Source organism: Arthrobacter globiformis, assembly GCF_046536215.2.
Taxonomy (GTDB): Bacteria; Actinomycetota; Actinomycetes; order Actinomycetales; family Micrococcaceae; genus Arthrobacter; species Arthrobacter globiformis_E.
In genome coordinates this window covers 1,886,078-1,911,575 of sequence record NZ_CM143421.1, presented here as the reverse complement: position 1 = coordinate 1,911,575, position 25,498 = coordinate 1,886,078, and the positions used below count along the sequence as shown (strand labels likewise).

Annotated in this window: 23 protein-coding genes; 9 read left to right on the top strand and 14 right to left on the bottom strand. The window is 65.8% G+C overall.

Features of this window, described 5'->3' with window-relative positions:
- Positions 1-29 precede the first annotated feature (29 nt).
- From R5O87_RS08490 to R5O87_RS08480, 3 genes are all read right to left on the bottom strand, one after another.
- Positions 30-1,082 carry a GmrSD restriction endonuclease domain-containing protein gene (locus R5O87_RS08490; protein WP_410554501.1) on the bottom strand — a complete coding sequence of 351 codons (1,053 nt, stop codon included), beginning with the start codon at positions 1,080-1,082 and terminating at the stop codon, positions 30-32.
- A gap of 497 nt (positions 1,083-1,579) precedes the next feature.
- Complete coding sequence (locus R5O87_RS08485) at positions 1,580-3,025, bottom strand: SLC13 family permease (RefSeq protein ID WP_410554499.1); 1,446 nt, start codon at positions 3,023-3,025, stop codon at positions 1,580-1,582.
- Positions 3,026-3,054: 29 nt separating this feature from the next.
- Positions 3,055-4,173, bottom strand: coding sequence for a PrpF domain-containing protein (locus R5O87_RS08480; protein WP_410554498.1), 1,119 nt, complete (start codon positions 4,171-4,173; stop codon positions 3,055-3,057).
- Positions 4,174-4,415: 242 nt separating this feature from the next.
- Between R5O87_RS08480 and R5O87_RS08475 the strand changes: the two genes are divergently transcribed.
- Entirely contained in the window at positions 4,416-5,354 is a 939-nt protein-coding gene (locus tag R5O87_RS08475; RefSeq protein ID WP_410554497.1) for a LysR family transcriptional regulator, read from the top strand.
- A 69-nt stretch (positions 5,355-5,423) separates the two neighbouring features.
- Here R5O87_RS08475 and R5O87_RS08470 read toward each other — a convergent pair whose 3' ends face one another.
- On the bottom strand, positions 5,424-6,152 hold the full coding sequence (locus tag R5O87_RS08470; protein ID WP_410554496.1) for a hypothetical protein: 729 nt from the start codon (positions 6,150-6,152) through the stop codon (positions 5,424-5,426).
- Positions 6,153-6,302: 150 nt separating this feature from the next.
- On the opposite strand from R5O87_RS08470, the gene R5O87_RS08465 reads away from it, so the two are divergent.
- On the top strand, positions 6,303-6,755 hold the full coding sequence (locus tag R5O87_RS08465; protein ID WP_410554495.1) for a MarR family winged helix-turn-helix transcriptional regulator: 453 nt from the start codon (positions 6,303-6,305) through the stop codon (positions 6,753-6,755).
- A gap of 155 nt (positions 6,756-6,910) precedes the next feature.
- Here the strand turns inward: R5O87_RS08465 and R5O87_RS08460 are convergent, their stop codons facing one another.
- Positions 6,911-7,384, bottom strand: coding sequence for a DUF4383 domain-containing protein (locus R5O87_RS08460; RefSeq protein ID WP_410554494.1), 474 nt, complete (start codon positions 7,382-7,384; stop codon positions 6,911-6,913).
- A gap of 339 nt (positions 7,385-7,723) precedes the next feature.
- Between R5O87_RS08460 and R5O87_RS08455 the strand changes: the two genes are divergently transcribed.
- On the top strand, positions 7,724-10,078 hold the full coding sequence (locus R5O87_RS08455; protein ID WP_410554493.1) for a coiled-coil domain-containing protein: 2,355 nt from the start codon (positions 7,724-7,726) through the stop codon (positions 10,076-10,078).
- Here the strand turns inward: R5O87_RS08455 and R5O87_RS08450 are convergent.
- Together R5O87_RS08450 and R5O87_RS08445 are read right to left on the bottom strand one after the other, a co-directional pair.
- Entirely contained in the window at positions 10,053-11,963 is a 1,911-nt protein-coding gene (locus R5O87_RS08450) for a hypothetical protein (protein WP_410554492.1), read from the bottom strand. The two genes, R5O87_RS08455 and R5O87_RS08450, sit on opposite strands and share 26 nt — an antisense overlap.
- Before the next feature lie 69 nt (positions 11,964-12,032).
- Positions 12,033-12,800, bottom strand: a complete 768-nt coding sequence (locus R5O87_RS08445; protein WP_410554491.1) for a FadR/GntR family transcriptional regulator — start codon at positions 12,798-12,800, stop codon at positions 12,033-12,035.
- Positions 12,801-12,896: 96 nt separating this feature from the next.
- On the opposite strand from R5O87_RS08445, the gene R5O87_RS08440 reads away from it, so the two are divergent.
- The 3 genes from R5O87_RS08440 to R5O87_RS08430 are packed head-to-tail and all read left to right on the top strand — an operon-like array spanning position 12,897 to position 15,940.
- Positions 12,897-13,763: a carbon-nitrogen hydrolase family protein gene (locus R5O87_RS08440; RefSeq protein WP_410554490.1), complete on the top strand. Its 867-nt coding sequence runs from the start codon at positions 12,897-12,899 to the stop codon at positions 13,761-13,763.
- Positions 13,764-13,773: 10 nt separating this feature from the next.
- Positions 13,774-15,123 (top strand): APC family permease, encoded by a 1,350-nt coding sequence (locus R5O87_RS08435; protein ID WP_410554488.1) that lies wholly within the window; start codon positions 13,774-13,776, stop codon positions 15,121-15,123.
- Between the two features lie 34 nt (positions 15,124-15,157).
- Positions 15,158-15,940 carry a carbon-nitrogen hydrolase family protein gene (locus tag R5O87_RS08430; RefSeq protein ID WP_410554487.1) on the top strand — a complete coding sequence of 261 codons (783 nt, stop codon included), beginning with the start codon at positions 15,158-15,160 and terminating at the stop codon, positions 15,938-15,940.
- A gap of 64 nt (positions 15,941-16,004) precedes the next feature.
- Here R5O87_RS08430 and R5O87_RS08425 read toward each other — a convergent pair whose 3' ends face one another.
- Positions 16,005-16,820 (bottom strand): SPFH domain-containing protein, encoded by an 816-nt coding sequence (locus R5O87_RS08425; protein ID WP_410554486.1) that lies wholly within the window; start codon positions 16,818-16,820, stop codon positions 16,005-16,007.
- 233 nt (positions 16,821-17,053) lie between these two features.
- Between R5O87_RS08425 and R5O87_RS08420 the strand changes: the two genes are divergently transcribed.
- A complete protein-coding gene (locus R5O87_RS08420) occupies positions 17,054-17,326 on the top strand; it encodes a hypothetical protein (RefSeq protein WP_410554485.1) in 273 nt (90 codons plus the stop codon).
- A 49-nt stretch (positions 17,327-17,375) separates the two neighbouring features.
- On the opposite strand, the gene R5O87_RS08415 is transcribed toward R5O87_RS08420, so the two are convergent.
- Complete coding sequence (locus R5O87_RS08415) at positions 17,376-18,047, bottom strand: hypothetical protein (RefSeq protein ID WP_410554484.1); 672 nt, start codon at positions 18,045-18,047, stop codon at positions 17,376-17,378.
- Positions 18,048-18,124: 77 nt separating this feature from the next.
- Between R5O87_RS08415 and R5O87_RS08410 the strand changes: the two genes are divergently transcribed.
- Complete coding sequence (locus R5O87_RS08410; RefSeq protein ID WP_410554483.1) at positions 18,125-19,531, top strand: MFS transporter; 1,407 nt, start codon at positions 18,125-18,127, stop codon at positions 19,529-19,531.
- A gap of 35 nt (positions 19,532-19,566) precedes the next feature.
- On the opposite strand, the gene R5O87_RS08405 is transcribed toward R5O87_RS08410, so the two are convergent.
- The 4 genes from R5O87_RS08405 to R5O87_RS08390 form a co-directional block, all read right to left on the bottom strand.
- Positions 19,567-21,231: a hypothetical protein gene (locus R5O87_RS08405; protein ID WP_410554482.1), complete on the bottom strand. Its 1,665-nt coding sequence runs from the start codon at positions 21,229-21,231 to the stop codon at positions 19,567-19,569.
- 527 nt (positions 21,232-21,758) lie between these two features.
- Entirely contained in the window at positions 21,759-22,760 is a 1,002-nt protein-coding gene (locus tag R5O87_RS08400; RefSeq protein WP_410554481.1) for an SLAC1 family transporter, read from the bottom strand.
- Entirely contained in the window at positions 22,757-23,326 is a 570-nt protein-coding gene (locus tag R5O87_RS08395) for a PaaI family thioesterase (protein WP_462836416.1), read from the bottom strand. Before R5O87_RS08395 ends, R5O87_RS08400 begins: the two co-directional genes overlap by 4 nt.
- On the bottom strand, positions 23,323-24,039 hold the full coding sequence (locus tag R5O87_RS08390; RefSeq protein WP_410554479.1) for an SDR family oxidoreductase: 717 nt from the start codon (positions 24,037-24,039) through the stop codon (positions 23,323-23,325). Before R5O87_RS08390 ends, R5O87_RS08395 begins: the two co-directional genes overlap by 4 nt.
- 125 nt (positions 24,040-24,164) lie before the next feature.
- On the opposite strand from R5O87_RS08390, the gene R5O87_RS08385 reads away from it, so the two are divergent.
- Positions 24,165-24,653 (top strand): winged helix-turn-helix transcriptional regulator, encoded by a 489-nt coding sequence (locus tag R5O87_RS08385; RefSeq protein ID WP_410554478.1) that lies wholly within the window; start codon positions 24,165-24,167, stop codon positions 24,651-24,653.
- A gap of 58 nt (positions 24,654-24,711) precedes the next feature.
- Here the strand turns inward: R5O87_RS08385 and R5O87_RS08380 are convergent, their stop codons facing one another.
- Positions 24,712-25,458 (bottom strand): ABC transporter ATP-binding protein, encoded by a 747-nt coding sequence (locus R5O87_RS08380; protein WP_410554477.1) that lies wholly within the window; start codon positions 25,456-25,458, stop codon positions 24,712-24,714.
- Positions 25,459-25,498: the final 40 nt, after the last annotated feature.

Here is a 25,498-nt window from a genome sequence, read left to right as displayed (position 1 = left end):
TCCTGTCACCGCGCAGAAGCTGGCGGTACCTACCCTGCCGGAGCTGCCGAACCAACCGCACCGGGCGCGGCCACCATCGCCACCGTGATCCCGCTGGTGATCGTTCCCGCTTTCAGCGTGAGCACCTCCGGCGGGCCGCCCGGCACATCGCTGTACCACTGGTCCGACGTCCCGCTGCTGCCGCCGAGGAACTTCACCGTGTACTTTCCCGGCGGCAGCCCGGTCAGCTCGTAACTGCCCTCCACCCGGACCCGGGTTTCGCGGACGAGCTTGTGGTTTGCGTCGTACGCCTGCACCCCGATCAGGTTGTACGGCGTGCCGGAAGGCGTGAAGATGCCTCCGATGATGGCTGCCGGACCCCGGCCGGGGTTCAGGCCGAGCGGCGGGACGTAGACGGGCTTGTCGCGGCAAAGGTTGTACTCGGTTTCGTCGAGCTGGGTCATGAGCGCTTCGTACTCGGCAGGATCAACGCTGAGGTTCCACCGGGCCTTCACCCAGACCCATTCCGCGGCGTAATTGCAGTGTGCACCGTCGTAGGGCGGCCACCAGTGGGCTGGGTCCGAGGACCCCCGCTCCGCGTTCGTGCTCGCGGTCAGGACCCGTAGCGAGAAGCTGTTGGACAGATCGTTGGCGAAATCGCGGCGCTGCTTGGCTGTCCAGGCCCACGCCCCGGAGTACCAGGCCTCCTCCAGCGGAACCATGTGCGCCACGTCCACCTCGTCCGGGTCCACCAGGACGTTCACATCCCATACAGAAACCCACTGCGGATAGAGCACGGTGCAGGGCGAACCGAGCGTGTGTTCGCTGGCGCCGTCGATGATCACCCTTTCACGGGTGGTGCACCCGTCGGGCCCCACTATCGGGTATTCGAAGGCGGACTCGTCGAAGTCGGGACCTCCCGGTGCCTGCCGGACCAGGGTGTTCAGCAGCGCCTTGCCTATGGTCTGGCCATCGAAGGGGTACCGGTTCGGCGAGACCGCGCTGTGACTGCCGGCAGCCGGGAACTGCCCGGCCGGATTGGAAGCCCCGCTGCCGCAGAGCGCCAGAAGACTGGCCGCTACCAATGTTGTGCAGTGCTTCACAGCTCGCTTCATCGCAGTGCCCTGCCCTTTGCACGTCATGGTTGTGCCCGGATCCTACTCCGCCACAGCCAGCTGCAATAGCCCTTAATTATGGATGCATGACACGGGTTCCATGGGGGTGCCCGGGCCGCAAGTCCCAGCCACCGCGGACTTTCTAAAGGACCGTGGAATGCCCGACGGCGGGACCCGGCGGCGCGGGCGCCTCCCGGGCCGCTCCCGGGGCACAGCCTGACGCCGGAGTCCGCCGGCAGCGCCGGGCTGTCCGGCCAGATTCAGGGAAAGCCAAAGGTTTCATGGCAAGCCAAAGGCAGGGCGGCTTTGAAAGCCGCCCTGCCTTTGATGCGTACGGGGCCGTTCCTGCGCCCGGCTTTCGGGCTACCTGTTGCGATGGAGTGCAGGGTCTGTGGTCCCGTTCGCTTGCCGGATGCGGATCCGGCACCCTGCCAATCGGCGGTCACCGACGGGCAGCAACCTATGCGTGCTCTGCCTGGCGTGGATCACATGATGCCGGTGGGTACCAGCAGGGCCCAGGCCAGGGCGGGAGCCGCGAGGACCACGCCGCCGGCGTACATCATGAGCTGCTTGTACACGCGCTGGCGGTCGTTGTCGCGGGCGTTGGCGACGACGAGGGCGCCGTCGGTGGAGAAGGGCGAGACGTCCACCACGGTGGCCGCGATGGCGAGTGCTGCGACGGTGCCGGAAGCGCTCAGGGAACTGGTGGCCAGCAGCGGACCGGCCATCGGGATGAATGCGGTCAGCAGTGCCGTGGAGGAGGCGAAGGCGGACCCGACGCCGATGACGTAGCAGAGGACGAGGGCGATCAGGAGCGGGGCGCCCAGTGCGAGGGCCTGCTCGGCAAGGGTGTCGATGACGCCGACGTGCTGGAGCAGGGAGACGTAGGTGATCATGCCCGCCACCAGCAGGACGGTGGACCAGGAAACGCCGCCGACGAACGTCTTGTGTTCCTTGATGTTGACGAATGCCAGCAGCAGGCCGGCGGAGAGCGCGACGAACCCGATGGGCATGTGGAAGCCCAGGGTGCACACGAGAATCACACCGATGAGCGCCAGCGTGAAGATCTGCTGGCCCTGCGGGCGTCCGGTGCGGGCCACCTCGAGGCCGGCGTACTCGTTGGCGTGCTTGTCGCGCAGCTTGCCGAGAAGGGCGAACAGCACGATGGTCAGGGCCGAGAGGATGAAGTTGAGGGCGAAGCTGGCCGTGAACAGCGCGCCCTGCGAGATGGGGAATCCGTTCTTCAGTGCGATGTCGTGCACCAGCACGCCGGCGACGGACAGCGGGGAGAAGCCGCCGGCGTGGGCGCCGTTGATGACGAAGGCGCCCATGAGGACCGGGTGGATGCGTGACTCGTAGGCGAGTCCCAGGGCTGCCGGGGCGAGGAGCGCGACGGCGGCGGGGGAGAAGGTGCCCAGTGCTGTCAGTGCGGCGGCCATGAGGAAGAACACCCAGGGGAGAAGCATCGTTTTGCCCCTGACCAGGCGCACGCAGGTCTGGACGATGATGTCGATGGACCCGTTCCTCTGGGCCATGCTGAAGAAGTAGGTGACGCCGATGATGGTCAGGACGATGCTGGCCGGGAACTCCTCGAGGATCTGCTTGTCGCTCATTCCGAGCATGAAGTAGCCGACGCCGAAGGAGGCCACCAGCCCCATCACGCCAATGTTCAGCGGCCATTTGGTGGCGACGACGAACATCACCACGAGGATGACGAGCGGGATGATCTGGGTGGCGGTCATGGTCGGCTCCGATTCCGAGGCGGCCGCCGGGTTGAACAAGACACCCCCGAACAGGAGGGCGGCCAGACCCAGAATAGCGGTGGCGACTACCGTCATCAGCAGGATACGGCGGCGGCGGTTGGGACGCCGCGAGCTGTCGTCGAGGGTGTCGCTCTCCGGGAGTGCTGTTTGTTCTTCGGTTTTAGTCATGATGCTGTCTCCTCGTTGAGTGGCGCTGGTCAGTTGGTGGCGCTGGCGTAGGAGGCGTCGACGGCGCTGCCGAGTGCCTCGGGGAGGTGGATGGTGGTGGTTGCGATGGTGCGGGCGGTCCGGTCGACGCCGACGAGCAGCGTTCCGGCTTGTTCTTCGCTCCAGGTTTCGATGACCCCGGCCGGTGTCCGCAGCCGCAGGGTGGGGCGAACGGTGCTGCCGGTGATGCTGTTGAGCACGGTGCCCGGGGTGCGGGCGGCGAGGGTCAGTGCGATGCTGCCGGTGATGGCGAGCGCCGGGTGGGGCTTGCCCATCGAGAGCATCATGACGCTGACGTCGCTTTCCGCATCTGCCTGGGCCGGTGAGGCTGCGATTGCCACCTTGGGGACGGCGCGGGCTGCCCCGGCGGTGGTGGCTGCGAGCCCCATCCGCACTGCCGCCTGGCGACGGATGTGCTCCAGCGTCTCCAGCTGCAGCTCCACTCCGGCGGACCAGCCGTCGTAGCGCTCCGGGTCAAGGCCCAGGTCCTCAGCCCGGAGAATGACTACCGGTGCTCCGGCGTCCACCATGGAGACGGTCCAGCGGGTTCCGCCGGCCGTGATGGTGTCTGAGGCTGAGCCTGTGGGAAGCAGCTGGCCGGTGGTTTTGCCGGCAGGGTCCTGGAAGCCGAGGCCCACCCGGTATCCGGGAAACGGGACGCCGGGCATCTGGGCCTGCGGCACGATCGGCAGCGCACCGGACGGCGTGGACACCCGCTGGATGATGATCTGGCCGGTGTTGGTGTTGCGGGTAACGATCCGTGTGACGTCGCCGGTGGGCGTCACCCAGCCCTTTTCGATGGCGTAGAGGCCCACCACTGCCGAGCAGTTGCCGCAGTTGCTTCCCCAGTCCACAGCGGCCTCTTCGATGCCCACCTGGGCGAAGGTGAACTCGACATCGACGTCATCGTCTGCGGGGCGGTGAAGGATCATCGCTTTGCTGGTGGTGGAGGTCGCCCCGCCCACGCCGTCGATCTGCCGGTGGTCCGGGCTGCCGAACAACCGGGGAAGCAGCACATCCGGGCTGGTTCCCGTCTCGCCCAGCTGTCCGGTTTCGAAGACCCAGCACTTGCTGGTGCCTCCGCGCATCCACTCCGCTTCGATCTTCATGATCCCGTTCCTTGCTTCTCTGCCGCCCCGAATTGTTCGGAGCCTTGATTCGAGATTGAGCCAGATCACAAATGAAGACAATGTTGGATTTCTGTTGACCTATGTAGTATTTCTTCATTCATTGAGTTTCAAAGGCTGAAGACCCAATGAAAGCGCCCGTGGGTGGCCGGTCTGAGCCGCCAGTTCCGGCGAATCGCGTGCCGGTTGCATAGAATGAACCATTGGAGGAGAAGGGTGAAGAAGTGGTTAACGATGAAGCCCAGGAATTATTCGATATCCGGCGGCTGGCCCTGCTGGTGGAGGTCGTCGAGCAGGGATCGATCACTGCGGCGGCCGAACTGATGCTGTATACGCCCTCGGCGGTCTCCCAGCAGCTGCGGAAGCTCGAGCAGGAAGTGGGGCAGCCTCTCCTCAACCGCCGTTCCCGCGGGGTGGTCCCCACGGAGGCTGGCCAGGTGCTCGCCGGCCACGCGCGCAAGATCGTCGGGCAGATGCGGGCAGCCCAGTCCGACCTGGACCAAATCGCCGGACTGAAACGCGGTTCCCTGACCGTGGGGACGTTTCCGACTCTCGCGGGTTCGTTCATGCCGATTGTCATCCGTGCCTTCAAGAAGAGGTATCCGGCCATTGGCCTCTCCCTGCGCAGCGCGCGGTTCGAGGAGCTTGTTGACGACCTGCAGTCGGGGGTCACCGGGCTGTGCCTGCTCTGGGACTACCCCTGGAACCGCTTTCATGATGATTCGATCCGGATCACGGAGGTCTTCCAGGAAAGCACCGTCCTCCTGGTGTCCCGCGGGCACCCGCTGGCTGACCGCGAGGAGATCCGCATGGAGGAGCTCCGGAAGGAATCGTGGATCGTGCGGGCCGAGGCCCATCCCGTGGTGGAGGTGCTGCAGCGCTCAGCCCATGCGGCCGGGTTCGAACCGACCATTGGTTTCCTGGCCAACGACTACCAGGAAGCCCAGGCGATGGTGAGCGTCGGGATGGGCGTGGCCATGGTGCCCAAAACCGCTGTGGCGCTGCAGCACCCGGACGTCAGGGTCATCAGTCTCGGCTCGGCCGCGCCCTTGCGGCGGGTACTGCTGGCCCAGCGCCAGGACAAGGTCTATGCCCCGGCAGAGGTTGCTTTCCACTCCACCCTGCTGGAAATCGCGCGCGAACATGCCGGCGACTACCTGTAGCATCAGCGCGGGCTTGAACTCCTGCCGGGATCCATCAGGAAGTCGCTGGCAGCGCTGAGGCGGCCGTCGTCATCGCCTTGCCGTTCCCTGCGTTCGCGGCTCCTGGTTCGCTGCAGCCCGATTGCGCGGCAGCAGGAAGCCGGCGGCGATCAGCCAGAGGAGCCCGCCGAAGCGGCCGATTGGCAGGAGGAACTGGAGCGGTTCGATCGCCATCGAGAGGAAGCTCAGTTCGGACAGGGCGGCGATGGCGAGGCCGGTCCAGGCCAGCCACCGCGGCATGAACCGCAGGATCAGTGACGGGACCGCGATCCCAGCCACGAGCAAGCCCAGTCCGATGACGAAGCCGGCGCCTCCTGTGATGAATGCGAGGAGGGAGAGTGCGTGCGTGAGTGTGGCGTCCGTGGTGATCTCGGGCCGGCTCAGCACCCAGGTTACGGAACCCGAGAACATGAGGAAGATGGCGGCGCTGATGCCGCCGAAGAAGCCGATCGCCGGTCCGGGAACGCGCACACCAAGCCGGAGCAGTCGAGCATAGACGGTGGCCGCGTAGATTCCCAACGGCACGGCAGAGCCGAATAGGAGCATGCCGCCCACCCTCGCCGCGGCAATGTTCTGCCGAAAGAACGTGGCCACCTGATCGGCCGGGGCGAACGGGGAAACGAACGTTTGGCCGTTCGTGAGGATGGCGGAGGTGATGAGGCCGGCAAGGAAAATGCCCAGGCTGACAACGGCGAGAACCCCCGGATGGGGGCCGCCCGAACGGGTTTGGTGTTCATTTGGGATTGGACGGTTACTCATGGCTGAACCCTTCCGCTGCGGCCGGGCTCCTCACGAACCCGAATTGCATCACTACTAAAATGGTTCATCTACAGAATCATTCTGTCAAGGATGTATTCTGGACCCATGAACCCAGCCACGCCCGGGCGGCCGAAACGGACAGCATTTCTCTTGTCGCAGCTTGGCGCCCTGGCGGCGTCCCGTTTTGCCGAGCGCACCCGTGAGATCGGCCTTACGCCGAGCGACGCCGGTGTCATCCGCCTGCTTGGCCGTGCACCTGGATTGAGCCAGCGCTCGCTTGCTGAAAGGCTGGGTGCCGTCCCCAGCCGGGTCGTATCCCTCATCGACTCCCTGCAGGAGCGCGGGCTGGTGGAAAGGGTTCGCAGCAGCACCGACCGGCGGAACTACGAACTCCACCTCACCGACGCGGGCCAGCGGGTGCTGCATGACTTGCGTGGGATCGCCGAAAAGCATGAAAAGGAGCTGCTGGCGCCGCTTTCGGGTGAACAGGCCGCCCAGTTTGAGCTTCTGCTCGCGCAGCTCGCCGACGGCCACGGACTGGACCCTGACCTCCACCGCGATTCAGTGCACGACGGCGGACGCAGCGCCAGGCGTAAGGCCTGACCGAACGTTTGGGGGCCGCCGCCGTCGTCATCGAAGACGGGACTGGGTGCTTTGGTCATGCAATGAGTTGTACCAGCACCCGCAGACAAACACGGCGGCCGCCCCCAATAGGGGACGGCCGCCGTCGTTGGTTAATTCAGGACCGTGGGTCCGCGCTATGGTGTGGCGGTTCCCCGCGTCCTTTCCATGGCATCCCTGCCGAGCCAGAGGCCCAGGCCGACCATCGCGAGGCCGAGGATCAGGTGCAGCCAGTTGTCGGCAGTGTTGAACGGGACAAAGTTGGCGTTCCCGTCCATGTCAATGAGCAGGCCGTAGATCCACAGCACGATGTAGACGGCGCCGCCGCCAAGCAGGAACCAGCGGGCCGCCGAGGCGGTCCGGGCCATTGCAATGCCGGCCGCGCCGAACAGCATATGGACGATGTTGTGCAGCACGGACACCTGGAACACTCCCAGCAGCATGGCCCCGGAGTCATGTCCGGCGAAGCTCATGGCGCCATAGTTGGTGGTGATTCCCGGGATGAACCCGAGGATGCCGACCAGCAGGAAAACCACACCAAGACCCAAAGCGGTGTTGTGAAGGGACAACCCCAATGCGTGGTGGTGGGCGGGATGTGAAGCGGTAGTCATTTGTCTCCCTTTCACGCTGGTTACCGGCTCTTCAGGTGGAGAGCCGGCCTCGCGGCAGGAGTCGCAGTAATCCTGCCGACGACCACAGCCTACTCCTGAAAACCGCGCGTGTGCAGGGGAAATGCGCTTGCCAGGGCACTGCGGGGCAGCGCAGGTTTTCAGCATGTCTCTCCAACCGCTACTCGAGTAGCGGCCATCCTTTCGCCGGGAAATTAAGTAGCTGCGCGGCAAAAGTCGGGTACGTCCACCCAGTGCCTTCCCAGTAGGGCGGCCGATACATTGGCCTTCCGCGGCGGTTGGCGGCGACCGCATCCATACATTTCGTCACAGGGGGTCCTCATGCGCAGCCCACGTTCTTCCGTTGCCAGCACACGTTCGCTTTCCCGCACGGGGCGGCTCGCGGCCGCTGTGGTCCTGCCGGGAATCGTCACGGGAATGCTGGTCTTCACTCCGCCCGCCACCGCAGCTGCCGCTCCGGCACCGGCAGCGATCTGCAACGGGGTGGTGAACCAGACCGCCCACCGGGGCACGGTGCAGGAGAACCTGCTCAGGGCCGCTGCCCGCAAGAATGCCGAGCTGATCGCCTCGCTCAAGACTGACCGGGCAGCACTGCAGGGGACCGCGGCGGACCTCCAGCAGCAAATCAATGCGGATAGCGCCGCCATCGCGGGCATGGAAGCGCAAGAGGCGAAGCTCGACGGCGACCTCAAGACTGCCAACGATGCCCTTGCCGCCCTTCAGGCCGAGCAAACGTCCGCCGCCGCTGCGGCAGCCGACGCGTCCGCGAAGTTGGCGGACCTCGAGGAGCAGCGGAACGACGTCGAGAACCAGCTGACGCCTCTCTTGGACCAGCTTGCCGCTGCGCAAGCCGACGCCAAGCAGTTGACGGGCCAGGCCCAAGCCCTTCAGTCAGACATCTCGGCCAAGGAAGACCAGATCAAGACCGCCCAGGGGGAGCAGGCGGCGCTGGAGGCCGCCGCGAAGTCAGCCACCGATGCCCTCGGGGCAAAGAAGGCCGAGATCGCCACGGCGGAAGCCGACCTTGCAAAGCTCACTGATGCCGCCACGGCGGCGGCGTCGGCGGTCACCTCGGCGGCACAGTCCGTCAGCGACGCCGAGGCCGAGCTCGCGCGGCTGGAGGCTGCCGGTTCGGCAGCGCAGGCCGAGCTCGACGCCCAAAAGGAGAAGGTGGCCGCAGCAAAGTCCGTGCTTGCCAGCCTCCAGACTGAGGCGGAGCAGGCGGCCGCGGCGGTGGCCGCGAAGAATGCCGAGGTCACCCAGGCACAGAGCGAGCTTGCGGCACTGCAGTCAGCTGCCAGCCAGGCAGCTGACGCGCTCGCGGCCAAGAACGCGCAGATCAGCCAGGCGCAGGCCGAACTGGCAACACTGCAGGCGAATGCCAAGGCGGCCGCGGATGCCGTCGCAGCGAACGCCGCCGCGATTGACCAGGCCGCGGCAGACATCGCCGGGCTGGAATCCCAGATCAATACCCTCAATACTCAGATCGCGGCCAAACAGGCAGCCCTCTCCACGGCCCAGAGCGACTTGGCTGCCCTGCAGTCGCAGCAGGCCACGCTGGTAAGCCAGATCGCCGCCCTGAATACCCAGATCGCCGGCATCAACGGCAATTCGAAATTGAAGCGCGACCTCATCGCCGAGCGTGACGTGAAGCAGGGACAACTTAATGCGGTAAACGCCCAGATCACGGACAAGAACACGGTGATTGCAGGGCTGTCCGGCGACCTGGCCACGCTCCAGACCCAGGTCAATGCCTTGAACACCCAGCTCCAGACCAAGCAGCAGGAAAGCAGCGCCCTGCAGCAGCAGGCGGCCCCGCTCCAGGCATCCCTGACCGCCGCGAACAATGCCGTAGCGGCCAAGCAAGCCGAAATCACCACCCTGCAGGGCCAACTTCCCGGTCTCCAGGACGCGGTGACTGCTGCGAACTCCGCAGTCACGGCCAAGCAAGGGGAACTGGCAACCCTGAAGGGCCAGCTTCCGGCCCTGCAGGCCGCCGTCGCCACCGCCGATCAGGCGGTCACTGCGCAGGAAAAGGTTGTCACCGACCTGGAGGCGGCGCTGCCCGGCCTCACGGAAGGCGTAGCCGCGGCCCAACAGGCCATAGCCGATCAGAAGACGGTGCTCGACGGACTTAAGACTGAGCTGGCACGGACCCAAGCCGCGCTGGCACTGGCCAATCAGGCCGTGGACGCGAAGGGGGCCGAAATCGCAGCGCTGAACGCCCAGCTGCCCGGGTTGCAGGACGCCGTGACGTCGGCCAATGCAGCGGTCGACGCGAAAAAGGCCGATATCGCCGCCCTGAATTCGCAGCTGGATGGCTTGGTCGCCACCCTCGCCGGACTCAACTCCCAGATTTCCGCCAAGGAGGCCGAAGTCCTCGACCTGCAGAACCGGGTTGCCCCGCTCCTGGCCCAGTTGGACAGCCTGAACAATCAAATCAGCGCGACCGAAGCCCAACTGAAGACGCTGCAGGCGCAACTGACCACGCTCGACCAGCAGCTCACCGACGCCCAAACCGTGCTGCGCGGGCTTGAGGCGCAGAAGAAGCAGAACAAGGCGGCCATCACGGCCCAGCGGACAGTTGTCCTCGGCCTTGAAGACCAGCTCGGCGCTGTCCAGAACAAGATCAAGGGCATTGACGGCCAGATCATTCTGGGCGGCTGCGTCGCCTGACCGGCGGTTGACAGGCAGACTGGGAGAGGGGGCTGTCTGAGTACCGGGCCGCCAGGGGCCTGATTCCGGTGCCGGTGAAACAAAACGCCCAAAGCGCCGAGGACAATGCATACACGGCGAGCCAGAACGGACTGGGCCGGAGAACGGCAACGGGAACCGCGACGGCAAGGACGAAGGCAGTGACCAGGTAGGCGGCAACCTTCACCCAGGGACTGCCGGCGGGACGGCCGACCCGCTGGTCCGTGTTCGCGGTGGCCTGCCGCCCCCGCATCTGTTCCAGCAGCCCCCGAAGATGGGCCACCCTGTCGTCGATCCGCCGGCGCGGCGGCCGGCGGCGCCGCTCCAGCAGGCCGTGAAGGATCCCCCAGACGGGACCGTTGAGAAAGCTGATAAGCGCTCCGGCAAGCAACAGTGACACGAGGCCAAGGATCCACCAGTCCGGCGACGGCGGGGGGGACCAGTCATAGCGGCTCCCGGAGCACAGCCACGAGGACCACCACGGGTCCTGGCCGGCGCCCGGAGGCCCGCACTGCACGAGGGTCCTTGCCCAGGGCCGCGACCCCAGCCAGGACAGCACGGCAGGAGCTGCCAAAAGACCGCTGATGGCTCCGAGGAGCCTGGTGACGCCGAGGCTCTTGACCATGACCCGGTGCGGCCGGAGGCGCCTGTCGCCGGGATCGGGCCCGAACTGAACCTGCCCTTGGGGCCTGGCGGGAAGCAGGACCAGCGAGGCGAGCGGGTCGATCACTTCGATGCGGTTCTTCGAATACGTGATGTGGTCCTTGATCAGGGCGGACCGGTTGTACACGGGATGTTCCTCGGGGCCGGGACCGCCGGTGCCGGCGCTCTTCCGGTCATAGATTTTCCTGAAGACCGGGTCGTCCCCCAAGGCCTTTGTGCCGATGGGGCCGGCAGGAACGAAGTCGAACTTTCCCCACACGTTGATCCACCGGGTCTTGGGTGCGTTGGCGAGCCAGTCGGCCACGGGGTCCTCGCTACGGCCGCCCCATTCGGCGTAGCCCAGCAGGCTCAGGCCGCTGCCGACGCTGACGAAGTTGGTTGCCCGGGCCCTGCCCGCGTTCTGGAAGAGCAGCTGGCCGGAGATGGCCGCACCCTGGCTGTGCGCCACGACGGTGACATCGACGCCGGATGCGTGGTCCCAGCGCAGCAAAGTGTCGCTCACCCGCTGCCGCATGGCGGCAGCCTGCAGGGGCTTGCGCTTCCAGACCTCGGGGTCGCCGAGGAAATCCGCGAACAGCGTCACGAGTTTGCCCAGCCACCGCCGGGCGCCGGGCACCTGGGCCAGGATGACGAGGACCAGCAGCACCAGCAGCGCGGCGACCAGGAGGAAGATGCCAAGGACAGCAACGGCCGCGTACAGGCCCACCTGGATGACGCGCTTCACCAGCCACTTCAGGCTGCGGGGATTGCGCTCGCCGGGGTAGAGGTTCCAAAAGACCAGTTCCAGGAACCGGTCGTAGACCAGCCAGGCTGTGGCAAACGCCCACCAGTAGGTGGACGTGGCATTGGCGGGCGTGAAGTCGGATCCCCAGGAAGCCTCGGTCATGAGGATGCGCACGTAGTCCGGCTGGCGGTCGCTGGTGTAGTCGCGCAGAACGCTGACCACCACTTCAGGCGCTTCGCCCACGGCGTGGGCCTGGTCAATGGTGAGCGGCGGGTCCTCGTTGTCTCCGGCGACGTCGACGGACAGGTCGTACAGGCTCTGCATGAGCGGCTGCGCCCATTCCTGCAGCGTGCCGCCCTTCAGCGCCTTCCCCATGCCGTGCACGAAGACAACCACGTGGTCCGGCGGCCGCTCCGCGTCTGGGTGCCCAGGTGTCTCCCCGTTGCCGCCGGCGTCGAACGGCGCTGTCCCCGTAGCCATAGCTAATGATCCGCCGGGGGGTCCGGCCGGGAAAGAGGCCAGCCGCCGCAGTGAGCCAGCTCGGCCACGTCAGCCGGCGGCAGCACCGCCGTCGGCCAGCCCCATGAACATGGTCCGGTGCAGGATGTCCACGTGCTTCCGTGAGATTTCGACGGCGGTGTCCCCGTCTCCGGCGCGCAGCGCCGCCACCAGCTCCACATGGTCGCAGTTCGATTTGTGCAGCAGCTCGATGGGGTAGGGGATGAAGTAGGCATAGAGCTCGGCCAGCGTCTCGTGATAAACCCCGACGGCGGTCCCCAGGCATGAGGCTGTCCCCACCAGCTGGTGGAACTGCTCGTCCGCCTGATGATAGGCGGACCAGTCCGTGGACTCGGCCATCTCCCGGGTCAGCCGCTCCAGCTCGTCCAGTTGCTCTGCCGTGGCGTTGGCGGCGGCGTAGTGGGTCACCGCGCATTCGAACAGCAGCCGCCGGTCCACCAGCCGGTTCACCGCCTGGGACTCGGCCGGCGACGCGGTCAGTTCGGCCAGCACGGCCCGCGGCGGCTCGTCTGCTACGAACGTTCCTCCGGCTCGGCCGCGGCGGCGCACCACCACACCCTGGTCCGCGAGGCTCGCCAGCGCGCGGCGGGCGGTGATCGGACTGACCGACAGGCCCAACGCCACGTCCTCCTGGTCGGGAAGGCGCTCGCCGGGCTTCAGCAATCCCAGCGAAATGGCCATGCCGATGCGCAGCCGCACGGCGTCGATGGCGCTGCGGCGGTCGATGCCGGCCAGTGCGCCGGAACCGATTCGCGAAGTACCGATGGGGGAGGCGGTGTCCTCCAACTGACGGGTCATATCCGCTACTTTACGGCCCATCCGTCGCCCCTTCCCATAATTGGATCATTCTGATCTAATATAGTGCAGATCACACCCCAACGCGGAGACAAACCTATGCCACGCATCCTTCCCCTTATCGCTGCCCAGGCCCGGCCACGGCTCATCGGCGAACCCGTTTCGGCCTTCGCGGACGAGGTCACGGCTGCCCTCAGGACCAAACCGGACAGCAAGCTCGTGGTCTTCCCGGAGCTCCACCTGTTCGGCGACGGGCAGCGCACCGAAGCGCTGCAGGACTCGGCGGAGCCGCTCGACGGGCCGCGGATCAAGGAGCTGAAGGAGCTCGCCGCGGACCTGGGCATCTGGCTGGTCCCGGGCAGCGTCTGCGAGCGCGGCCCGGAAGGCCAGCTGTTCAACACGCAGCTGGTCCTGTCGCCGGAGGGGGAGCTGGCCGGCTACTACCGGAAGATCTTCCCTTGGCGCCCCTTCGAGCCCTACGACCCCGGCGACCGGTTCACCACCGTGGACCTGGCCGGCATCGGGCGCGTGGGCCTGAACATCTGCTACGACGCCTGGTACCCGGAGGTCTCCCGCCAGCTCGCGTGGATGGGCGCCGAGGTGATCCTCAACGTCGTCAAGACCACCACCCCGGACCGCCGGCAGGAGCTGGTGCTGGCCAGGGCGAACGCCATCGTGAACCAGGTGTTCGTGGTCAGCGTCAACTGCGCCGGCCCCACCGGCCAGGGCAGGAGCATCATCGTCGACCCCGAGGGCAACACCATCGCCGAAGCCGGGGACGACGCCGAGGTGCTGCTGGCAGCGGACCTGGACCTGGCCGCCGTCGGGCACGTCCGCACCCACGGGACGGAGAACCTCAACCGTCCCTGGTCCCAGTTCCGGGACGGCGAGGCCGCCGTCGAACTTCCCGTCTACCAGGGCCGGATCAATCCGCTGACCTGGACGCCCCCCACTTTCAACGCCTAAGGAACCACCCTTGACTACAACTCTGACCCGCACGCTGAAGCTGCCGTCGCTGGTGCTGTTCGGCCTGGCATACCTGACCCCGCTGATTGTCCTGGCCATCTTCGGCCTGATCGCCGAGACCACGGGCGGGGCGGCGCCGTCGGCCTACCTCGTGGCGATGGTGGCCATGCTGTTCACCGCCCACAGCTACGGACGGATGGCCGTCGCCTACCCGGTGGCCGGCTCCGCGTACACGTACGTGCGCCGCTCCATCGATCCCCGGGTGGGGTTCCTGGTGGGCTGGGCGATCCTGCTGGACTACCTGTTCTTGCCCATGGTGATCTGGCTGATCGGCAGCTCCTACCTGAGCGCGCAGTTCCCGGGCGTGCCCATGTGGCTGTGGATTGTCGGCTTCATCCTCATCACCACGGTGCTGAACATCCTGGGCATCAAGGTGGCGGACAAGGCCAACTATGTGCTGATGGCGTTCCAGCTGCTGGTGATCGTGTTCTTCGTGGTGCTGGCCATCGGCAACGTGGTGTCCGCCTCCGGCGCGGGCGGCCTGGCCAGCACGGAGCCGTTCTTCAACGGCACCTCCAGCTTCGCCACCATCTCCGCGGGTGCGGCCATCGCGGCGTACTCGTTCCTGGGGTTCGACGCCGTCACCACCCTCACCGAGGAAACCGTGGACCCGCGCCGGAACGTGCCACGGGCCATCATGCTCATCGCGCTGATCGGCGGCGGCATCTTCGTGGCCGTTTCCTACGTCACCCAGCTGGTGCACCCGGGCGGCGTGTTCGACGACTCGGCGTCCGCGGCCAGTGCCATCGCGCTGCAGATCGGCGGGCAGGTGTTTGGCGCGGTGTTCCTCGCCGGCCTGGTGGTGGCGCAGTTCGCCTCCGGCCTCGCCGCGCAGGCCAGCGCCTCCCGCCTGATCTACGCCATGGGCCGCGACTCGGTCCTGCCCAAAGCCATCTTCGGCCGGCTCAGCGCGAACTACCACACGCCCGTGGTGAACCTGGTGGTCACCGGCATCGTGGGCCTGATCGCGATCTTCCTGGACGTGGCCACGTCGACGTCGTTCATCAACTTCGGTGCCTTCACCGCCTTCACGCTGGTGAACGTTTCCGTGGTGTTCCACTACGTGCGCCGGCGCCGGGCGGGGGAGCAGTTGAACTTTGTTTCATACGTGGCGGTGCCGGCGGTGGGCGCCGTCGTCTGCGCCTACCTGCTCTCCCAGCTGGACAGCAACGCCATTACGCTGGGACTGAGCTGGCTGGCCCTTGGCATCGTGGTGCTGGCGCTGATCACGCGCGGCTTCCGCGCCGCGCCGCCGGAAATGACGACGACGGAGAAGGCCACCGCGGAGGCCGCCGCCTAGGTTTTGTGTTGGATTACGGGACGGGAGAACTGAGGTGAGGATAGCCCTCGGGCAGCTGGAGTCCGGCACGGACGTCGCGGCGAACCTGGCCGCGATCGACCGGTTCGCGGCTTTGGCGGCCGGTGACGGTGCCACGCTGGTGGCCTTCCCGGAGTACGCCACGTACGAGAAGAAGATCGTGGACGCCTCGTTCCCGGCGGTGGCCGAGCCGCTGGACGGCCCGGTCTGCCGGGAGCTCGCGGCCACCGCCGCCCGCCACGGGATCGCGCTGGTGGCGGGCGTGGTGGAAACGTCCGAGGAGGAGGGCCGGGCGTACAACACGCTGGTGGCGTTTGATTCCTCGGGCGCCCGGCTGGCCGTGTACCGGAAGATCCACCTGTTCGACGCGCAGGGCTTCGGGGAGTCGCTTTTTATCAAGCCAGGGCCGTCCACCGAGCCCGTGGTGTTCGAGGCCGGGGGAGCGCGGTTCGGGCTGATGACCTGCTACGACCTGCGGTTCCCGGAGCTGGCCCGGTCCCTGGCCGACGCCGGCGCGCAGGTGCTGCTGGTCTGCTCGTCCTGGGTGCCGGGCACACACAAGACGGAGCAGTGGCTGGCTTTGAATGCGGCGCGGGCGATCGAGAACAGCGTGTATGTGGCCGGCGTGTGCCAGGCTCCGACGGTGTCCGTCGGGCGGAGCCTGCTGGTGGACCCGATGGGGTACGTTGAGGCCGACCTTGGGCTGGAGCCGGGCGTGCGGGCGGTGGACGTTTCTTTGTCCACCGTGGCACGGGTGCGGGAGCAGTTTCCGATGTTCCGGCAGCGGCGGCTGGGATAGGGCAGAGCATGATGGCGGCTTTTCGCGCCGCCGGCTGACGGGTGGGGGTCTATCTGCTGGGAGGTTATGCCGCTTTGATGGGCGTTTTGTCGCTGGAGGCTGCCGCGGCCAGGTTTTCGCGGGCAAGGAACGCCGAGAGTTCACCGATGGTGCTCATCAGCGGGGCGGGGAAGACGACTGTGGTGTTCTTGTCGACGCCCATTTCGACCAAGGACTGCAGGTTCCTTAGCTGCAGGGCCAGCGGGTGGGCCATCATGGTGTCGGAGGCGTCTCCGAGGGCCGCTGCGGCGATGGCTTCGCCTTCGGCGGCGATGATCTTCGCCCTCTTTTCGCGTTCGGCTTCAGCCTGGCGGGCCATGGCGCGCTTCATGCTTTCGGGCAGCTGGATGTCCTTGAGCTCCACCAGGGTGACTTCTACGCCCCATTCGACGGTGAGCACGTCGAGGATTTCACGGATGTCGACGTTGATTCGTCCTGTCTCGGACAAAGTCTGGTCAAGGGTGTGTTGGCCGACGACTTTCCGCAGGGTCGTCTGGGCGATCTGGTCGATGGCAGCGGCCACGTTTTCGATTGCGACGACGGACTTCACCGCGTCGACCACCCGATAGTAGGCAACCGCTGAGACGTCGACGCTCACGTTGTCCTGGGTGATGATGCCCTGGGACTGGATGGGCATGGTCACGATCCGCAGGCTCACCAGCGGCAGCCGGTCGATGACAGGGATGATCAGTTGCAGGCCGGGATCCCTGACTCCGGCGACCCTGCCGAGGCGGAAGAGCACGCCTTTCTCATATTGACGCACGATCCGGATCGACATTTTCGCAACGATGAGCAGCAGTACGACGAGGACAGTAACAACGGTAATGGTGGTGGGGTCCATCAGGATCCCCTCCTGGTCTTTTGAGCGGGACGTGCCGGTGCCGGGTCCGACGCCGTGACAGTTGTCCTTGCTCCATTTTCCCACGCAAAGGATGTAAGCGAGGCTCCTGCGCGTATCTGCTAGACGATCGAGAGCTCGTTCACAGCCTCTTCAAAGGGCCTTTTGTCGCTGCCTTCATGTTCGTGGGCAACGATCAATCAATGGGGCTTTGGAGAACGGCGGTTACGCCAGACATGGCAGCTTTGGCAGTCATTTTCCTTGGCGCGGCCAGCGCGTCCGGCATCGACCAGATGGCAACCGCCAAAATTCATAGTCCGGCATCGGCCACCATGTCCGCCGTCGTGCCTGACGGTCAAACCTCGCTGCATCACTTGGTCCTGCGCGGCCTTGCCAAGGGGGCGCTTCCTGGTGGCTATCCCTACGATGAACCCCGGGACGAAAGGTCCGATGAGGACTATCAGGAGACCCTGCACCAGCACCGATCGTCGGTAACCCCTGCGGAGTAGGAAATGTCCGGGTGAAGCAAAATAATGACGGCCTAAGCGTCCTGGGAGGCTACGCCTGTCGGGCCGACAAAACTTCCTTAACCCGTGTCAGATATGGCCTCATTTGCGACTGCCACCATTCGTCAGCACCACCCGCAATTTCTGCGTTTACAGGCAGCTCGACAATGGCGCTTACAGTCAGAGTGCACCCAGAAGCTGTCGGTTCGATCCGGTAGGTGGAACGATTATTCGTTTCGCCCGGCGCGATCGACCGGGTTGTAGACCACCATGGGCCCTCCTCACCGATGACTTCCATGATGGACACCGAACCGTCGCGCCGTATAAAGCATTGTTGTTCCCCAACGCCGAGCGGCGTGCCCGGAACCGTGAATGCCTTTTGCACATCGGACAGCAGCACCGCGCTCTCGGCCGGCCGGATCAATGACCAGACGGTATGGGCATCGTGTTCGTACGATTCGGAGACGTGAGCACTATAAGTCTTGGTGCGTCCGGAGGCGGCGGCAGAGTTCGCGATCTCGGCCGAACGCGCCGCCCTCCGGTGCCTGCGATTCACGGTCACTGTGAGGATGAATAGCAACGCCATCAGGGCGGTGGCGGCCAACAAGATACCGAGTCCCAGCGGCGGCTTTCCGTTTTCGCTGATTATTAGGGAAAGCATCGTAATGGCGATGTAGCCCGCTACGATCAGTATTTCGTGGAGGACCCTGATGAATTTGATCACTTGGTCATTATGAACATTAACTGCGTTCGAGACGGACATGGCGTGGCCGCACAAGGAGTTCGTCGCCGAACGGCAGGATGCGGAAGACTGTTGCCGTGAGCAACTCTCCCCGTGCCGTCAACCAAACCCGCCACCGCACCGGCCTCGCCGTGGCCGGACTCAGCTTGGGCACAGCGCTGAACCCGCTGAACTCGTCCATGATCGCCGTCGCGCTCGTGGTGCTGCGTGAAGACTTCCGGCTCGACGTTGCCACTGTCACCTGGGTGATCACCGCCTTCTACATCACCTCGGCAGCGGGCCAGCCCCTGATGGGCAGGCTGGCCGACAGGTTCGGTCCGCGGAAACTCTTCATGCTGGGCATGGGACTGGTGGTCGTGTCGTGCGCGCTGGCGCCGTTCTCGCCGAACTTCGTGTTCGTTTGCATCGCCCGGGCGCTCATGGCCTTAGGGACGGCGACGGCGTACCCGAGCGCCGTCGTCATGGTCGGCGCCCTGGCGCGGCTGGCGGACACGACGTCAACGAGGCCCCTCGGCCGCATCCAGATGGCCAACACCTCCGGGGCGGCGGTAGGGCCGGTGGTCGGCGGGCTGCTCGTGAGCCTTGTCGGCTGGCAGGCGCTGTTCCTGATCAACGTGCCGCTGGCCTTGGCCGCGCTGCTGATTGTGCGGAAGGTGGCGCCCGCGGACGAACGGAGGGAGCAAGGGAGCATCGCCACTCTGCTGCGCGACTCGGACATCCCGGGCATCCTTGCGTTCGTCGGCGGCATGGTGCTGCTGCTCATGGGGCTACTGAACGCGCTGCCGGGCTACCGCTGGTGGCTGCTCGTTGGCGCTATGGTCCTGGCGTTGCTGTTCGCTTGGAGGGAACTGCGTTTCGACAGGCCCTTCCTGGACCTGCGGCTGCTTGGCAGGAACCGGCCGCTGCTCCTGGTGTACCTGGGCTTCACGGTGTTCAGCGGCGTGTACTACTTCGCGTTCTTCGGGCTGCCGCAGCTGCTGCAGGAAGCCGCCGGCTACAACCCCGGCCTGGTGGGCGTGCTGATGCTGCCGCTGGCCGCCATGTCGGTGGTCATCACCCCGCTCGCCGTGAAGGCGATCGACAGGTACGGCGTACGGCGGGTGCTGCTGGCCGGCGTCGTACTTCTGGCGGTGGCGGCAGCGGCACTCTGGCTCCTGACGGCGTCGTTCTTCGTCCCGCTGGTGCTGGTGCTGACCGCCCTGATGGGCGTGCCGTACGGGTCGGTCAGCATCGCCTCCAACCAGGGGCTGTACCTGTCGGCCGCGCCGGAGGACAGGGGCGTGGCCGCCGGGATTTTCCAGACCTGCCGGTACGTCGGCGCCATCAGCGCGACTGTGATGATCGGCATCTTCTACCGTACCGGCGTCAACCAGGAGAACTGGGGCCGCGTGGTGCTGGTGATGCTGGCCCTGAGCGCAGTGACGTTCGTCGTGTCGCTGCTGTGGCGGGAGCGGAAAGCGGCGTAGGGGAACGACGGCGGCAATCGCCGTCGCCATTAGCTTCAGAGCGAGGTTGGCCCCCACACCCAGCGCGAGGCAGAGGCCCTGGCGGTGTTCAGGTAGTTGACCCGCCTGTAGGTGGCAATTACCCGGATGAACTTGTCCCGGTCTCCCGCGGTCAGCCGGTACGACGAGGTCGTTGCTCCTGCGATGGGGCGGCCGTCGCGCTGCCACTGCCAGCTGATTGACGTGGGGGCAGGGTAGGGCAGAGCCGTGGACGCCCTCAGAGTCTGTCCGGCGGTGAACGACCCCCGGAATGTTGCTCCGCTAACGACCGGGCTGGGCAGCTTGGTAAACACGGCGAGTGGGCTGATCGCTCGGGAGGTCTGGGTGGCATTGACCGTGCCTGCGCGCTTGAACGTGACCCTGAAAGTGATCTGGTGTAACTGGTCTGCGGCGGTGAGCCTGTAGGACGTACCTGTTGCCAGGGAGATCGGCTTGCCGTCCCGGTACCACTGGTACGCGACGGCAGTGGCTGTGGGACTTGTCGGGCTGGTGCGGGCACTCACCGTGTAGCCTGTCGCTGCGGTGCCGATGATCAGGGGAGTGGCACCCAAATTGAAATAGCCCGGCGGGGCGACAGCCGCTGAGGCAGGGCTAAGGCCGCCGTCGTAGTTGGTCTTTTCATACTGGACCCGAGCGGTGATCTTGTGGCCGGCGTCCGCTGTGTTGAGGCGGTAGGTGGGGTCCGGGCTAGGACCACTGATCTGGCCCCCGTCGCGGTACCAGTAGTAGCTCACCGTATCCGGGGACGGTGTTGGGACCGGCCCGGGGACGGCCGTGAGCAGCTGACCGGCCAGTGCCGTGCCCTTGATGGTGGGGGCGCTCATGGCGGCAAACTTGCCAAAGGCGTACACCCAGCGTTCGCTCGTCATTGCGACGCCGACAAAGTTGGCGGAGACCGGCGTCACGTAGACGCCAATGCGTTTGCCAACGTCCTCGGTGCGCACGGTGTACGTGGAGCCCGTGGCTCCGGCGATGGAGCCGATGCCCCGGGTCCCCTCGGCCTGCCACTGATAGGCGTAGGTCACAGAGGCCGGTGCCGGAGCGAAGGGGGTGGAAGCCCTTGTGGTGACAGCCGGAGCGGAGGCCTTGAGCACTTGCCCGGGGTATGCGGCGTAAGGTGTCTGCGTGCCGGTGCCCATGGTGATGACCGGTGCGGAGGCCGGCTGGATATAGCCGCGGATGACAGTGCCGAAGCTAGCCGATCCGGTCCAGCCCTGGTAGCCCGGTTGGGAGACTGTTGCCTGGGCGGTGATCTCCGCCCCAACGTCTGCCTCGGCCACTGTGTAGCGGTCTGCCGCATCGGCAATGGGTATCCCGTTCCGGAACCAGTTTGTTGTGATCATAGGGTCGACCAGGGCAGGCCGGGAATAGGTGGTCCAGACCGTCAGGCTAAGTTCGGTTCCCAAGACCGGCCTGGTATTGGGAGCCACCGATCCGGTGATGTAGCCAAGGACGGGCTCCGTTTCCTTAGACGTCAGGATCTGCGGATCAGAGTCAGGATTCGTAACGGTGACCCGGACGGAGATGCGCTTACCGAAGTCCGCTTCACTGAGGCGGTAGTAAGACCACGCGGTTGCGGGCACCTGGGCCTCGCCATCACGCAGATACTGGTAGCTCAACTTACCGGCCGGTGCTGTTCCCGAAAAGGTCGCGTCCACCATGGACCCAACCACCAGGTTGCCCGCTAAATCCACTGAGGTCGCAGGGGTCGGGGCCTCCGCCCCGGTGCTGACCGGCTCCTCGGCAGCGGCTGGCGGGATGGGTGAGAGAAACGTCAGCAGTCCCAGAAAGACGCAAAAAGCCGCAATCGCGCGGCGGCCTGCCCCAGGCAGGCCCGATGAAGATATTGTCACGCGCTGTCCCCCAGCTCGGTGTGGGCCAAGCTGTGACCGCACGATTTTTCCGCTGAGGATATCCGACGGGAGTCATATTCGCCAAGCATGACCGTTTTGTCTGTCGTTGCGTGGCTGGCCATCGGGTCGATTCCTTCAAATCCAAGCGGTACTGCTGGATGGCCGACCTTTCTGCTCCAAACGTTAAGCACTGAAATCCCTTTGCGACAGGCATTCTCAAGATTGGCTCAAGACTGAATCAACGTTGGCCCAAGATCACATGCCCGCCGGCAGTTCTCGACGCCAGCCCCAGTCCTCTCCGAAAAATGAGGACTCCTGCCGGGCCCATCGAGCGGCTAGTTTGGGCCAGCGGTAGCTGCCGGCGCGGTGCGGGCGGCAATGGCCAGAGTAAAGGCCGTTGCGAGGCCGAGAACCGTCCAGGCGTAAATTTCCCGGCCGGGGAGGTCGGTCGCCGCAAGCCAGCGGATGGCATAGTTCGTGGTTGCACCGACGGGAAACGTGAACACCCAGAACATTTGGGTGAAGGGAAGCTTGCGGTACTCGGGGAGCAGCATGACCTGCAGCAGCACCATGATCAGCAGCACGCCCGTCAGACCCAGCTGGACTGCCCCCATGGGTCCTGGATGTGACACCATCCAGGCGATGTTGGCGGTTGCGGGCGCGGCCAGATAGGCGGACAGTCCGGTCTTGGCGGCTGCCGGCAGCTCGCCGCCTGTCATTAGGCGGACGGTGACGACGGTTCCTACGACCAGCCAGAAGAACGCGCCAATGCCAAACGCGGCGACGGCCGCACCATGGGCATGGATGCTTGAGAATCCGATGCTGGCAACAAAAGAACCGGCCACGACAGGCAACAGGTAGCCGGGATGAATGGACTGCATGGATACGCCGCCGGTGACCCAGTGGGCGAGGAGCTGGGCAGCGACGATGGCCAGGGCGGCGATGAAAGCCATGCACAGCCAGGCGCCCCAGGGCGGCAGGTACTGGCTGTAGTGGGACGAGAGCAGGATTCCCACTAACGGGATGAAGGATGCGAAAGGCCCTGCCACTTCGTGTCGCAGGTCGGCGCGGAATGCTCCTTTCCGGCGAAGACCCCGGGACACGTACATGGCGGTCAGGATCAGCCACAGAGAGCCGGCCGCTCCGTACAGGATTTCCTCCGGCCACACCTGGGATCCGAGTGTGCTCCTCGCTGCGGACCAGCCGCCGCCGAGGCCGGCAAGGCCCAGGGGAATGCCGAAGCGGCTCAGCGCCGGCATTCCCGAAGGGGCAGCCGGGGGCAGGGCGGGATCCTGAGCGGCAGGCGTCAGGGCAACAGCAGCTGCAGTATCAGTCATCTCGTCGGTCCGCCTGGTTGGTGGGGGAAGATGAGCAGCGTGCTCGTGGCGGTGGCGAGGAGTTCACCGTCGGCGGTGCTGAGGCGGCCTTCGGTGAAAATCACGCGCGAGCCGGTTTTCACGACTGACCCTTCAGCGCGAAGAGCACCCTTCCGGAGCGTGATGGGCCGTAGGTACTTAACCGCCAGGTCGATGGAGGTGTAGCCGATCCCTGCTTCGAGAGTGGTGTGTGCTGCGCAGCCGAGTACCGTGTCGAGCAGCGTGCACGCCAGGCCGCCATGCACCATTCCGAGCGGGTTGTAGTGGGCTTCTCCCGGCTCGCACTGGAACTCGACGTGTCCGTATTCAGCATCAATGAGGTCGAAATTCATCAGGGAAGCGATCGGTGGCGGCGCAATGCTGCCGTCGCGGAGGCCGGAAAAGTAGTCCAGCCCCGACAATCGTGGCAGCTGTTCGAGCGCGATGGCCGGATCCGTCCAGGTGAACGTTGCCGAGCGTTCCGCCGAGGCGTTGGATGACACCGGGGTTTCCTCCTCAGGTTCTTTGCAGGGGTTCGTTGAGGTCATGCCGGCGCATTGGCCGCCAACGCGGGGTACAGATCCGAAATCGGACCAGACAGGCCGAGCTTCACACCGGCGCTGATGTCGTCCACGATAACCTCGTAGTCACCCTGCTCGAGCCCGTCGAAAGACTTCCGCGCGACTTCCTCGGGGGAGGTTTTCGGGGCATTCACTCCCTTGGCCATGGCGGTGTCCATGTAGCCGACGTGCACCCCCGTGACCTGCGTGCCGTGGGGAGCCAGTTCCACGCGGAACGAGTTGGTGGCCGACCACAGAGCGGCCTTGGATGCGCTGTAGGCGCCGGTGAGCGCGATCCAGCTGAGCACCGAGTGGATGTTCAGGACCGCTGATGTCCCGCTGGCGGCGAGCACCGGCGCGAATGCCCTGGTCAGGGCGACCGGTCCGAAGAAGTTGGTCTCCATTACCTCGCGGAACTCCCCGTCGGAGAGTGCCAGGAAAGTGTCCGATTCGACGCTCATGCCGGCGTTGTTGATCAGCACCGTGACGTCCGGTGCCTGGGAAACGGCGGCCCGGATCGAGTCGGCGTTGGTGATGTCGAGGGCGAGGGGGACGATCCGGGAGTCGTTCCACACTTGCGGGCGGCGGGCTGTCGCGTACACCTTCGCAGCACCCCGGGCGAGGGCCTGTTCCACGAGCTCGCGGCCCAGCCCTCCGTTCGCACCGGTGACAAGGACGACGGCGCCAGATAGCTGCGTCATGGGTTCTCCTGATCTCAAATAAGGCGAGGACGCGCTTGTCGCGGCCCCAGAACATCAGATTAGCGGAGTCGGTTGGATTTTCCAACTGACATGTATACTTGGGTGAGAGCAGCGAAAGCAGGTGAATGATGGATCGGCCGACGGATAAGGCACTCGATGCGCCGAGAGCGTGTTTCATCGCGGCGGGGCTGGACGTTTTGGGGGAGCGGTGGGCGCTGCTGGCGCTGCGTGAGATGTCGCTGGGCGTTCACCGGTTCGACCAGATCGCCCGCAATACCGGCGCGTCCCGCGACATCCTGACGGGCCGGCTCCGCACACTCGAAAGCCGTGGCGTGATCGAGCGCGTCCAGTACTCCGAGCGCCCCGCGCGCTACGAATACCACCTCACAACTTCCGGAGCCGAAGTCGCGCCCATTCTTATTTCCCTCGCGGCGTGGAGCAGCACATGGATGCGCGACGAGACGCCCCGTGCCTCCTACAAGCACAGTTGCGGGGCTGACCTGAAGCCGCTGGTCCTGTGCGCGGAATGCGGTGAGGAGTTCAAGCCGGGAAGTCTGATGCTGGGACCGCTGGTGTCAGCGGGCGGTACGGACCCGGCGTCCGACGACCACTAACCAGGAAACAGACAGAGGACGACGGCGGTGCATCCCGCCGTCGTCCGCCGCCGCCCGCTCACCGCACCGGCGCCACCGGCGCGCTGAGCCTGCCGTCCCGCATCGTGGCGACCGCGTCGGTGAGCGGCACGAACTCGGTGTCGTGGGTGACCATCACCGTCGCCACCCGGAATTCGTCGGTGACCCTGCGCAGCAGCCGGACGATCGATTCGCTGCGTTCGTGGTCCAGGGCCGCCGTCGGCTCATCCACCAGCAGCACGCTGGGTTTGCCCATCAGGGCACGCGCGATGTTGACGCGCTGGCGCTGGCCGCCTGACAGCTGGTGCGGCCGCTTGTCCGCGCTCGAGGCGAGCCCGACCAAATCGAGCAGCTCGGCCGCCTTCCGGCGCGCGGCCTTGAGGGGTTTCCGGCGCAGGTGGTCGCCGATGATGAGCTGCTCGGCGGCGGTGAGGGAGGCGAGCAGGTTGGGCTGCTGGAAGATGATGCCCACGCTGTCGCGCCGCATGGCCGTGAGTTCCCTGTCCGGCAGGGCGGTGGCGTCGGTGCTGCCGATGCTCACCAGGCCGGCCGTGGGACGCGTCAACGTGGCGGCGACGGCCAGCAGGCTCGACTTGCCGGAACCGGACGGCCCCACGAGCGAGACCATCTGGCCGGCCCGCACCGCGAGGCTGACGGAGTCGAGGGCCTTGACCGTGCCGTCGCCGTCGGGGTACTCAAGTGTGACGTTGGCCAGGTTCAGGGGGAGGGGACCGGAGCCGAAAGGTACGACGGCGGCGGCAGGGTAGGCGGGGAACGTGGAGGACATGCTGTGGTTTCCTTTGCGGAGTAGGCGGAAAGAGACTGAG